Source organism: Clostridium thermobutyricum DSM 4928, assembly GCF_002050515.1.
Classification (GTDB): Bacteria; Bacillota; Clostridia; order Clostridiales; family Clostridiaceae; genus Clostridium; species Clostridium thermobutyricum.
This window is the reverse complement of sequence record NZ_LTAY01000062.1, coordinates 1-12,510: the sequence shown is the minus strand read 5'-3', so window position 1 is coordinate 12,510 and position 12,510 is coordinate 1. Positions and strand designations below refer to the sequence as shown.

At 25.6% G+C, this 12,510-nt stretch carries 11 protein-coding genes and 1 riboswitch; of the genes, 4 read left to right on the top strand and 7 right to left on the bottom strand.

Going from position 1 to position 12,510, the window contains the following annotated elements:
• Window positions 1-1,233: YhgE/Pip family protein (locus CLTHE_RS12025; RefSeq protein WP_143324076.1), on the top strand; the 1,233-nt coding region annotated here is incomplete at its 5' end.
• Between the two features lie 189 nt (window positions 1,234-1,422).
• Window positions 1,423-1,692, top strand: coding sequence for a hypothetical protein (locus CLTHE_RS16760; protein ID WP_080023676.1), 270 nt, complete (start codon window positions 1,423-1,425; stop codon window positions 1,690-1,692).
• Window positions 1,693-1,787: 95 nt separating this feature from the next.
• Here CLTHE_RS16760 and CLTHE_RS12015 read toward each other — a convergent pair whose 3' ends face one another.
• The 5 genes from CLTHE_RS12015 to mutS all read right to left on the bottom strand — a co-directional run bounded on the left by CLTHE_RS12015 (window position 1,788) and on the right by mutS (window position 9,042).
• Complete coding sequence (locus CLTHE_RS12015) at window positions 1,788-3,077, bottom strand: methionine gamma-lyase family protein (protein ID WP_080023673.1); 1,290 nt, start codon at window positions 3,075-3,077, stop codon at window positions 1,788-1,790.
• 63 nt (window positions 3,078-3,140) lie between these two features.
• Window positions 3,141-3,371: an RNA chaperone Hfq gene (gene hfq, locus CLTHE_RS12010; RefSeq protein WP_002597819.1), complete on the bottom strand. Its 231-nt coding sequence runs from the start codon at window positions 3,369-3,371 to the stop codon at window positions 3,141-3,143.
• 82 nt (window positions 3,372-3,453) lie between these two features.
• Window positions 3,454-4,377, bottom strand: a complete 924-nt coding sequence (gene miaA, locus CLTHE_RS12005; protein ID WP_080023671.1) for a tRNA (adenosine(37)-N6)-dimethylallyltransferase MiaA — start codon at window positions 4,375-4,377, stop codon at window positions 3,454-3,456.
• A gap of 10 nt (window positions 4,378-4,387) precedes the next feature.
• Window positions 4,388-6,388 (bottom strand): DNA mismatch repair endonuclease MutL, encoded by a 2,001-nt coding sequence (mutL, locus tag CLTHE_RS12000; RefSeq protein WP_080023668.1) that lies wholly within the window; start codon window positions 6,386-6,388, stop codon window positions 4,388-4,390.
• Window positions 6,389-6,456: 68 nt separating this feature from the next.
• Window positions 6,457-9,042 (bottom strand): DNA mismatch repair protein MutS, encoded by a 2,586-nt coding sequence (gene mutS / locus CLTHE_RS11995; protein ID WP_080023666.1) that lies wholly within the window; start codon window positions 9,040-9,042, stop codon window positions 6,457-6,459.
• Between the two features lie 496 nt (window positions 9,043-9,538).
• Here mutS and CLTHE_RS11990 point away from each other — a divergent pair, with 496 nt between their 5' ends.
• Both CLTHE_RS11990 and CLTHE_RS11985 read left to right on the top strand, forming a co-directional pair.
• A complete protein-coding gene (locus tag CLTHE_RS11990; RefSeq protein ID WP_080023663.1) occupies window positions 9,539-10,558 on the top strand; it encodes a branched-chain amino acid aminotransferase in 1,020 nt (339 codons plus the stop codon).
• A gap of 43 nt (window positions 10,559-10,601) precedes the next feature.
• Window positions 10,602-10,862 (top strand): hypothetical protein, encoded by a 261-nt coding sequence (locus tag CLTHE_RS11985; RefSeq protein WP_080023660.1) that lies wholly within the window; start codon window positions 10,602-10,604, stop codon window positions 10,860-10,862.
• Window positions 10,863-10,904: 42 nt separating this feature from the next.
• On the opposite strand, the gene CLTHE_RS11980 is transcribed toward CLTHE_RS11985, so the two are convergent.
• Together CLTHE_RS11980 and add are read right to left on the bottom strand one after the other, a co-directional pair.
• On the bottom strand, window positions 10,905-11,246 hold the full coding sequence (locus CLTHE_RS11980; RefSeq protein WP_080023658.1) for a hypothetical protein: 342 nt from the start codon (window positions 11,244-11,246) through the stop codon (window positions 10,905-10,907).
• A 78-nt stretch (window positions 11,247-11,324) separates the two neighbouring features.
• The gene (add, locus tag CLTHE_RS11975) at window positions 11,325-12,329 is read right to left on the bottom strand and encodes an adenosine deaminase (RefSeq protein WP_080023655.1); all 1,005 of its coding nucleotides are present in this window, start codon (window positions 12,327-12,329) and stop codon (window positions 11,325-11,327) included.
• 57 nt (window positions 12,330-12,386) lie between these two features.
• Window positions 12,387-12,486, bottom strand: a riboswitch (purine riboswitch).
• Between the last annotated feature and the right edge of the window lie 24 nt (window positions 12,487-12,510).

Here is a 12,510-nt window from a genome sequence, read left to right as displayed (position 1 = left end):
AATGATAATAATAAGCTATATACCTTAGTTTATAATAGTAAAAATTTATTAGATAATTTAAGTAATTTAGATCCAACAGGAAATTTAAATAACTTATCTCAATACTTAAATAAATTACTTCTAATAATTAAGAATGAAAATACTGTTTTAAATAATTTAAAAACAGCAATAGTCAATAATGATACAGCTGAAAAAATAAATTCTCAATTAGATAGTGTAAAAAATACATCTAATGACATTACTAATCAAATAAACAACTTTGATAATAACTTTAATAGTATTGGTATGAATTCTATAGATGGAATATCAAATAATTTAAATAGTAGCTTATCTAATGTAACAAGCATATTAAATGCAACAGAATCTATGATTCCAGAATTAAAGTCTATAGAAAATATAGGAATCTCAGCTGGAAATCTTACAGTTGGTAAAACAAAAGAGTTAAGTAGTAAATTAAATAATTTAAAAACTACTTTAGAATCACTAAAAGATAAAACATCAAGCCTTAATGGTAATGATTTAGATAAGATAATAAATCTTTTAGAGAAAAATCCAAATAATATTGCTTCCTTCTTATCTGCACCTATAAATATTCATGTTGAAGAATTATATGGAATGTCAATATTCGGGGTAGGTTTAGCTCCTTTCTATACAGTATTATCTATTTGGGTTGGAGCTCTATTATGTACATCATTATTAACTACTAATGATGAAGAAGAAGAAGATGGAACTAAAAGAAGATTACTTCAAATTCATTTTGGAAAAATGCTACTTTTCCTTACTATCAATTTAGTTCAAGCAGCAATTGTTACTATTGGAGATGTTTTAGTGATAGGAATTAAACCATTTGATTTTGGATTACTCATGTTCTTTGCACTATTTTCAGCAGTAGTGTTTACAGCAATAATATTTACCCTTGTATCTTTAACAGGTAATATAGGTAAAGCTACAGCTTTAGTTATCATGGTTATACAAGTAGCTGGATCAGGAGCAATATATCCTATTCAAGTTAATCCTGTATTTTTCCAAAAGTTACAGTTTATATGGCCTTTCACTTACGCAATAGATGGTTTTAGGCAAGCAATTGGTGGGCCAGATTGGACTATGGTTCATAAAGATATTTTAATACTATCAATATTCTTAGTAGTATTTTTACTTCTTGGATTAACTATAATGTTTATCCATAAGATAAGTATGCATACTGAAAGATTATTTAAAGAATCTGGTTTATAAGTGTAAAAAAGACTTTTTCAATTTGAAAAAGTCTTTTTCTATATAAACAAATTATTTTTATAAATAAACTTTAATATTATTTTTAACACTATATATTAACATTATTAATATATAACACACAATGTTATGCTATCTATAATGTTATAATAATTAAATAAACTATTCTATTATTTAAATAATAAATTATTATTGGAGGGATTAGCTATTTTTACTTTAGAAGAATTCATATATATAATAAAAACTATATCATTACAATTGGAAGAAGAGGATTATAAATTCAAATTAGATATACAAAAAAAACTAGATAGTATAGATTTTAATATTTACTTAGACATATTAGAAAAGTGTGAAAAGATAGCATTAAATATAGAAACTTCTAACGAACTTAATTCACTTAATAATTTACATAATTATTTAATTGAAAATATTAAACTTTATCTTAAAAAGTATATTATATAATTTTTTTCTTAATATAAAAAAGCTCTCATGAAAATTAAAATATGAGAGCTTTTTTAGTAATAATTTATATTTTATAGATAAAAAATCTTATAAAATTAGCTATTTAGAACTTTATTTAATGCAATTAAAGCTCCTATTTTAGCATGGTCAAATGTTAATCCACCTTGTATATATGCTATATATGGTTCTCTTATTGGAGCATCTGCAGAAAGCTCCATAGTTGCACCTTGAATAAATGATCCTGCTGCCATTATTACTTCATCTTCATATCCTGGCATAGGAGCTTTTTCACAGCTTACATATGAATCAATTGGTGCTCCTTCTTGAATTCCTCTTATAAACTCACAAAGTGGTTCTTCTTTTCCAAAAGTTATAGTTTGAACAATATCCGTTCTTTTTTCAGTTGATGAAGGTTTAGCTTTATATCCTGCAAGTTCCATAACTCTAGCACAGAATATAGCTCCTTTAACCGCCTCTATAGTTGTGTGAGGTGCTAAAAATAGACCTTGGAAAAGAGTTCTCATTACTCCAAATGTTGATCCACATTCTCCACCAATCCCCGGAACAGTTAATCTATAAGAAGCATTTTCAACTAAGTCAGCTCTACCTACTATATATCCTCCAGTAGGTGAAATTCCTCCTCCAATGTTTTTTATTAATGATCCTGCCATAATATCAGCACCACAATCTGTTGGCTCTTTAATATCTACAAATTCTCCATAGCAGTTATCTACAAATACTACCACATCATTTCTAACTTTTTTTATAACAGAAATTGCCTCTTCTATTTGTTCTATCATTAATGAATATCTAGTACTATATCCAGTACTTCTTTGTATATGAACAACTTTTATTGATTTATCTTCTAGTAATACTTTTTCTACTTCTTTTAAATCTATAAACTTATCATCAATAAGATTAACTTGTCTATATTTTACTCCATAATCTATTAAAGTTCCCATATTTTTATCTTTATTACTTAATCCTATAACGCCATGTAAAGTATCATATGGTAATCCTGTTATAGTAAGAAGTGTATCATTAGGTCTTAAATTTCCAAAAAGAGCTGTTCCTATAGCATGTGTACCATTTACGAAATGTGGTCTTACAATAGCAGCTTCAGTATTAAATATTCTAGCATAAACTTTATCTAATGAATCTCTTCCCATATCATCATAACCATATCCAGTTGTATTAGTAAAATGAGAATCACTAATTCTCTCAGCTTGGAATGCTGCTAAAACTTTAAATTGATTATATTCTCTTATTAAATCTAATTCTTTAAAGCTTTCTTCAACATCTTTTAAAGCTTGTTTATATAAATTAAAAGCCTTTTCTCCAATTCCATATTTCTCTATTAATAACTTTTCTGTTTGTTGTAGCATAATTGCCTCCTTTATTTATGACAAAATAAATAGGCATAAATTTTATGCCTATTTACAGTGATTTTAATCATTTTTTGTAAATAAGATTGGTATTCCTGGTGTAATAGTCGTAATTGCATGTTTATAAACTAACATTTCTTTTCCATCACAATCTAAAACAACAGTAAAATTATCAAAACCTTTTACAAAACCTTTTAATTTGTAACCATTAGATATGTATACCTCAACAGGTATTCTATTTTTTCTCGCTCCATTTAAAAATATGTCTTGTAAGTTGTTTTGCACTTTGTTCATACAAATACCTCCATATACCAATTAATTTGTTAAATAAACAAACTTTTTCTAGTATTTTGTTAATTTAATTATACAACTCTAATTACATAATGTCATTAATAATTTTAGTTAGTATATCTTCTTCTGATAGTATATCCTTATCTAGGAATTTTACTCTTTTATCTCTTCTAAACCAAGTTAATTGTCTTTTAGCATAATTTCTAGAACCTTTTTTTATCATTTCTATACTTTCATCTAATGATATTTTACCTTCTAAATATAATAAAATTTCTTTATATCCAATTCCTTGCATAGATTGATTTTTATCAGTCAATCCAATGCTTCTTAAATATTTGCATTCATCTATAAGTCCTTTATCAATCATTATGTCTACTCTTTTATTTATTCTATCATATAATTTTTCTCTATTTATAGTTAAAACATAATAATTAATATCATATTCTGAATCATACATTTTTTCACCTAAATCAAAAGAACTAAATGGTTTTCCTGTAATATGATATACTTCTAATGCTCTTATTACTCTTTTTAAATTATTCATATGAATATTTTCTGCACTTTTTTCATCTACTTCTCTTAAAAGATTATGTACATATTCATTTCCTTTTTCTTTCGCAATACTATTTAATTTCTCTCTATATTTAACATCTGAGCTACCTTCTGTAAAATCCATATTACATGTTAAAGCATTTATATATAAACCTGTTCCACCAACTATTATAGGAAGTTTATTTCTTGATAATATATTTTTTATTATCTTATCTCCTAATTTTTTATAATCTGATACAGTAAATTCTTTTTCAGGTTCAACTATATCTATCATATGATGAACTACTCCATCCATTTCTTCGACAGTTACTTTAGCAGAACCTATATCCATTTTTTTATATATTTGCATTGAATCTGCTGAAATAATTTCACCATTAAGCTTTTTAGCTAACTTAATTGATAAATCTGTTTTTCCAACAGCAGTTGGCCCTCCAAGCACTAAAATTTTATCTTTCATAATATCACCTTTAAACGATTCTTCTAAATTTTTTATCTAAATCTGTATTTGTAAATTTAATTATAGTTGGTCGTCCATGTGGACAATGGAATGGATCATCTATAAATCTTAATTCTTCTATTAATTTTACCATTTCAATTTCACTTAAACTATCATTTCCTTTTACAGCAGATTTACATGCCATAGTGGCTATTTTATTATATTTTACCTCTTCTCTCTTTCCACTTCCTAAATTTTTTATATTATCTAATATACTTAAGAAAAGTGATTTAGAATCTACTTTACCTAAAAAATAAGGAACTTCTTTTAATGATATTGTATTTCCTCCAAAATGCTCTGCTAAAAATCCAGCTTCCTCAAAAATATATTTATTTTCCTCATAGTAAGCTAAATCATCAGTAGTTAATTCTAATAAAGACGGCACTAAAAGAGGTTGAACTACTATACTTCCGTTCTTTATATCTTTTAAATACTTTTCAAATAATATTTTTTCATGTGCAGCATGTTGATCTATAAGATATAAAGTTTGATTGAATTCACCTAAAATATATGTCTTATTAAATTGACCTATAATTCTAAGAGGAGGAAATTTAGCTATTCTCTCTTCTTGTTTATTTTCATTTATATAATTTACCTCTGAAAAGTTAGAATCTTCATTTTTTATTTCTTTTTCAAAAATAACATTATAATCTAGATTACTATTTTCAGAATTTGATCCATAATTAACATACTCTACTTTTTTAGGTATTTCTTTCTTTTCAATTGGATTCTCCATTATACGTTTTTTTAATTTCTCAAGTTCTTCTGTATCTTTATTTATTTGATTTTTTAAATATGAATTTAAAAGTCCTCTTTCCTTTTCTGAATCTAATATATTATTTTCATCTATTGAATTTAATTTTATATTTTTTGCAAAAGAATTAAAACTTACTTTTTCATTATCTTCTAATTTAAAACTTATAACTTCTTCCTTTTCTTTTAGCTTATCTTCTAATTCTTCTTCAGGTATTTTAAAAGAATCAAAAACATCATTTTTTAAAGCACTATGAACTGAATCGAATATTATTTTAAATAAAAATCTTTCATCTCTAAATTTTACTTCTGCTTTTGTTGGATGAATATTAACATCAACAAATTCAGGGAAAACTTCTATAAAAAGAACAAAAAAAGGAAATTTATTTACTGTTGAAAAAGATTTAAAAGCATTTTCTACAGCAACTGTGAGAGTTTTATTTTTTATATATCTTCCATTTATAAAAATACTTTGATTATTTCTAGACCCTCTTGCTATTTCTTCTCTTCCAACATATCCATATACAGAAATCTCTTCTCTACTACCTTCAAAAAATATTATATTATCACTAATATTTTTACCATAAATAGCTCTTATAACATCTTTTATTTCTCCGCGTCCAAAAGTTTGGACAACTTTTTTTCCATTATTATAAAATTTAAAACTGATATCTGGATTAGCTAAAGCTAATCTATTTATTATATCTCCAATTATAGATCCTTCTCTAGTATTAGACTTTAAAAACTTTTTTCTAGCAGGAACATTAAAAAATAAATCTCTTACTTCTATTATTGTTCCAAAATTCATTCCACAAGTTTGTTTATTTATTATTTTTCCGCCTTCTATTGATATCTCTTCTCCAAATTCACTTGAAATTTGTCTAGTTTTTAAATTTACTTTTGAAACAGCTGCTATAGATGGAAGTGCCTCTCCCCTAAATCCTAAAGTCATTATAGAAAATATATCATTAGCATCTTTTATCTTACTTGTTGCATGAGGCAAAAATGCTTTTTCTATATCTTCACTATGTATACCTACTCCATCATCTATTATTCTTATAAGAGAAGTACCACCTTCTTCTATTTCAACTGTAATATTTTTTGCATTTGCATCAATACTATTTTCGATTAATTCTTTTACTACAGAAGATGGTTTTTCAACAACTTCTCCTGCTGCAATTTTATTTGCTGTATCATTATCTAATATATTAATTCTCATAAAATTTTCACCTCCTAATATTAAATTTAAAAGTATCTACTAAAGAAAACTTTAGTAGATACTCAAATTTATTTTAAAGATTTTGCTTCACTTACTATTTGATAAAGCTTATTCATAGCTTCCATTGGGTTTAAATTTAAAATATCAATATTAGAAATCTTATTTACAAAATCCTCTTTTTCTATAGATATTTCTTCAATACATTCTACAACTTTAGAGACTTCACCTTTTTCTATTCCTTGTATAACACCTTTATCTGTACCTTCTAAATCTGCTAATATTTCTTTAGCTCTATCTATAACTGATTTTGGTATTCCAGCAAGTTTTGCAACCTCAACCCCATAAGATTGGTCTGCTCCACCTTCTACTATTTTTCTTAAGAAAATTATATTGTCATCAACTTCACTTACTGCTACAGAGTAATTTTTAACACCCTCAATTTCACCTTCTAATTTAGTAAGCTCATGATAGTGAGTAGCAAATAAAGTATTGCATTTTAAGCTTTCTGTATTAGAAATATGCTCTATAACAGACCAGGCAATACTTAGTCCATCATATGTTGATGTTCCACGTCCTACCTCATCTAATAGAACTAAGCTTTTAGGAGTAGCATTCTTTAATATATTGGAAACTTCCCACATTTCTACCATAAAAGTTGACTTTCCACCTGCTAAATCATCAGATGCACCTATTCTAGTAAATATTTTATCACATACTGATATATTTGCACTTTTTGCTGGTACAAATGACCCCATTTGCGCCATTAAAGTTATTAATGCTACCTGTCTCATATATGTTGATTTTCCAGCCATATTAGGACCTGTAATAAGAAGAAGTCTATTATCATTTTTATTTAATAAAGTATTGTTAGATACAAATTCTCCTCTACCAATAACTTTTTCTACTACTGGATGTCTTCCTTCTTCTATTTCAATTATTCCACTTTCATTTATCTCTGGCTTTACATAATCATTTTCAACTGCTATTTTGGATAATGTAGATATAGAATCTAATTCTCCAACTATTCTAGCTGATGCTTTTAATCTTGGAATTTCTTTTTCGACAGCCTTTCTTATTTCTAAGAATATTTCATATTCTAATTTTATAAGTTTTTCTTCTGCTCCTAAAATTTTATCTTCCATTTCTTTTAATTCGCTAGTAATATATCTTTCAGCATTTGCAAGAGTTTGCTTTCTTATATATCTTCCTTCCGGAATAGAAGAATAATTTGCTTTTCTTATTTCTATATAATATCCAAATACTTTATTATAACCTACTTTTAGTGATTTAATTCCTGTAATTTCTCTTTCAGAATTTTCTAAAGATGCAATCCACTCCTTACCATGTGATTTGGCAACTCTAAGTTCATCTACTTCGTTTGAGTATCCATCTTTTATAATATCCCCTTCTTTTATGCTAAGAGAAGGGTCTTCTTTTATACTTTCTTCAAGTATAGTTTTAATATCTTCTAATACATCTAAATTTTCATAATATTCTTTTAAAAGATTAGATGTTGAAGATGATAACAAACTTTTTATTGCAGGTAATTTTGATAATGAATTTTTTAATGATATCATATCTTTTCCATTTACATTTCCATTAGCAACTTTTCCAACAATTCTTTCTATATCATATATATCTTTTAATAAACTTCTTAAATCTTCATTAAATGAAAAATCATTAAATAACTCTTCTACCCCTGTTAACCTTTTTAATATTTCTTCTCTAGATATAAGAGGTTCATCTATCCATTTTCTAAGAACTCTTGCCCCCATTGAAGTTGATGTTTTATCCATAACCCAAAGAAGAGAACCTTTTTTGCTTTTTTCTCTTATATTTTCAGTTAATTCTAAATTTCTTCTTGAATTACCATCTATAGTCATAAAATTTATTATGTCATATTGTTCTAAATAGTTTATATTTAATAAGCTCATCTTTTGAGTCTCGTAAACATATTTAAGTAATATTCTCGTAGCTTTTTCGGCTGCTATACTTAAATTTGATACTTCAACTTCACTAAATTGAGCTATTAATTCTTCTCTTGTACATAAAAATTCTCTTAAATCTTTTTTTGTTAAAAAAGCTCCTGTTACTGAGGATAATTCATTTTCTAATTTTTCATTTAGATTTATATCTATTACAATTTCTTTTGGATTTATTTTTGTAATTTCATCTAATAAAGTTGTTTTTAATGATTTAAATGAAGTTACTTTAAATTCTCCAGTACTTATATCTGTAGTTGCTATAGCTATGTTGTCATCCTCTTCATAAATAGTTGATAAATATGTATTTCCATTTTCAACACCATTATTCTCTACATATGTTCCAGGTGTAATAACCTTTATAACATCTCTCTTAACTATTCCTTTTGATGCATTTACATCTTCTACTTGCTCACATATAGCAACTTTATATCCTTTATAAACTAATCTTTGAATATAGTTAGCAGAAGCATGAAATGGTATTCCGCACATAGGTGCTCTTTCTTCTAAACCACAATCTCTTCCTGTTAAAACTAATTCTAATTCTCTTGAAGCTGTTTTAGCATCGTCAAAAAACATTTCATAAAAATCTCCTAGTCTAAAAAAGACTATACAATCTTTATACCTATCTTTTATTTCAAAATATTGTCTCATCATTGGGGTTAAGGCCAATGTAATCACTCCTTATTTAGAATCTATTTAATCATTATGTTTAACGACTTTATAACTTTTTTATTTAATTAACTTCATTTTTTGCCGTTTTTCATTCTAATTTATTTTTATATCATATTAAATTCTAACATAAAATAAGACTCTATAGTAGAGTCTTATTTTTATTAGTTTGAGTTTGTTTCTAATAAAAAAATAGAATTTAATCTTCTATTTTTTTTAATTAGATAAAACTTTATGTCTTGAATATTAAAATATTTATAAATTTAGACTTTATAATTTTTCATAAAGTCTTCAAAAGCATAATCAATAAATCTAACTTAGATTTATTTCAATTGTCTAAAGACAAGAAAATGACATATTTTCCTTTATAATTTTCTATATATTATACAACAATACATAATTTTAACTTATTATACATAAAAATAACTTTATATTTAATAAAAGTTTTTTTTGTATTATAATAGAAAATAACAATCATATAGAGAGGAGTTTTTTTATGAATAATTTAAATATTGATTGGAATAATTTAGGTTTTAATTATATTAAAACAGATTATCGCTATATCTCAATTTGGGAAAATGGAGAATGGGATAATGGTAAACTTGTTACAGACAATATTCTTTCAATAGAAGAAGGTGCTCCAGCCCTTCATTATGGACAACAATGTTTTGAGGGATTAAAGGCTTATAGAACTAAAGATGGTTCAATTCAACTTTTCAGACCAAATAAAAATGCTGAAAGAATGAATCAAAGCTGTGATAGGCTTTTAATGCCTCATATACCAGTTGAAAAATTTATAGATGCTTGTGTACAAGTTATAAAAGCAAATGAGAAATTTGTTCCACCATATGGAACTGGTGCAACACTTTATCTTAGACCTTTTTTAATAGGCGTTGGAGATAATATAGGATTAAAACCTGCAAGTAAATTTATTTTTTCTGTTTTTTGTATTCCTGTTGGACCTTATTTTAAAGGTGGAATGAAGCCAGTAAATTTCCTAGTTTCTGATTATGATAGAGCTGCTCCTAACGGAACTGGTGCTGCTAAAGTAGGAGGTAATTATGCTGGAAGTTTAATTGCTCAAAAGAAAGCTAAAGCAAATGGATTTGCTGATGCAATATTCTTAGATCCTGCTACACATACTAAAATAGAAGAAGTTGGTTCTGCAAATTTCTTTGGTATAACTAAAGCTAATAAATTTATTACACCTTTATCACCTTCTATTTTACCATCTATAACAAAATATTCTCTTTTAGAAATAGCAAGAGATTATTTTGATATGGAAGTTTCTGAGGAAGATGTATTTATAAATGATTTAGATAGATTTTCTGAAGCAGGAGCTTGTGGAACTGCAGCTGTAATAACTCCAATTGGCGGAATACAAATGGGAGAAAAACTTCATGTATTTTATAGTGAAACTGAAGTTGGTCCTATAACCAAAAAATTATATGAAACTTTAATAGGAATTCAATTTGGTGATGTAAAAGCTCCAGAAGGATGGATATATAAAGTTTAATAATAGTTTTTTAATTTATTAAAATATTATTGAGGTGATACTTATGAAAAATGTACATGATTTTATAAAAGTACACAATAAAAATGATAAAAATGCTACTCATCATGAAATTGAAATACACTCTAATGCTGAACCTCATAAAGGTAAAGTTATAAAATATTTTGATAAAATAGATGAGAAAGAAGTTACTAAAGGAAATAATAGTATTTATAAAGATAAAACTAAATCTAGACTACTTATTCCTAGAAATGCAATTGAGCTTAAAACATTAATTGATGATTTAAGTGTTATTTTAAATAGTTAAATAAAAAACCTACTTTAATAATTAAATTAAAGTAGGTTTTTTTTATAAGTTTCCTATAATATCATCTATAAGCTTACTACAAGTATGTGTACCTTTTAAATATTCTTCTCTATTATCACATATTTCTTTTGCAGTTTCTAAATCTAATTTATCATTTTTTATAAGTAAATCTATTATTAACTCTTCATCAACTAATTCTTCAAATAATTCTACACTGCAATTATTATATTGCATTTCTTTTATAGTATCTAATAATTCTTTTAAATTATTAATTATATCTATTTTTTGAGCCTCATTTATTTCTTTTTGCATTTCATTTGCATTAAATAATATTATTTCTCTTATATTTTCAATATTTAATTCTTGTAACTTTATATTTTTCATAAATGTCCCTCCTTAATATATATCAATTATATCACACTTTATTAAATAATAATAGTTATTATTTAAGAAAGACATTTTTTATTTAAAATTTTCTACTTCTTTTAAAAGTTCCTTTTTTACTTCTTCTGAACAAAACGCTCCATAAACTCCATTTATATAAATTCTTTTAAAATCCTCTAAATCTAATCCTTGTATTTTATTCGTTGATTCCCATTCTTCACTTAAAGATACATTTGATACAGTATTATTATCTGTACATAAAGTTGCTTTTATTTCTTCATTTAAAAATTTTTTTATTGGATGATGTTCATATTTCTCTATTGCTTTAGTTTGAACATTGCTTTTAGGACACATTTCAAGAACTATATTTTTATCTTTTACTAGATTAAAAGCTTCTCTATCTTTTAATATTGCTATTCCATGACCAATTCTTTTAGCTCCTAAAATATTTATAGCATCTATAACATTATTACTAAATCCAGTTTCCCCTGCATGTATAGTTACTTTATAACCATATTGCTCTACTTTTTCAAATATATCTTTATATTCTTTCACAAATCCTTCTAATTCAGAGCCAGCTAAATCTATTGCAACTACTCCATCTTTTATATATCTCTTACCAATCTCTATAACTTCTTTAGCTCTATCTTTAGGCATATGTCTAAGAATACATAATATTAAACCACTTTTTACTCCAAATTCTTTTTCTCCCTTTTTCATTCCCCTTAAAACACTTTCAATTATTAAATCAATTTCTAATCCTTTTTCTAAGTGTAATAAAGGAGCAAATCTTATCTCTATATATTTAATATTTTCCTTAAATGAATCTTCTATTAATTCATATGCTATTCTTTCTAAATTTTCTTCTGATTGCATTAATTTTAATGGTAAATCAAATTTTTCTAAATATTCATCTAATGAATTACATTCATCTTCAACTACTAGTTTTTTCTTTATAAAATCATAATTTAAGCTTTCAATTTCTAAATTTTCTTTTTTTATTAATTCAATTGCAGTACTAACTCTTATACTTCCATCTAAATGACAATGTAATTCTACTTTAGGTAATTTTTTAAAATCCATATTTATTCCTCCTTATTTTTGTATAAAAAAAATTCTTAATTACAAAGACAATAGGACAAACTCACCTACTATCTTTGTAATCAAGAATTTACGGCTCTTGGTAGAAACTCTCTAACCATATTATAGAGATTATACAAAATAAAAATTTATTTTTTTATTGATTATATATACAAATTAATTA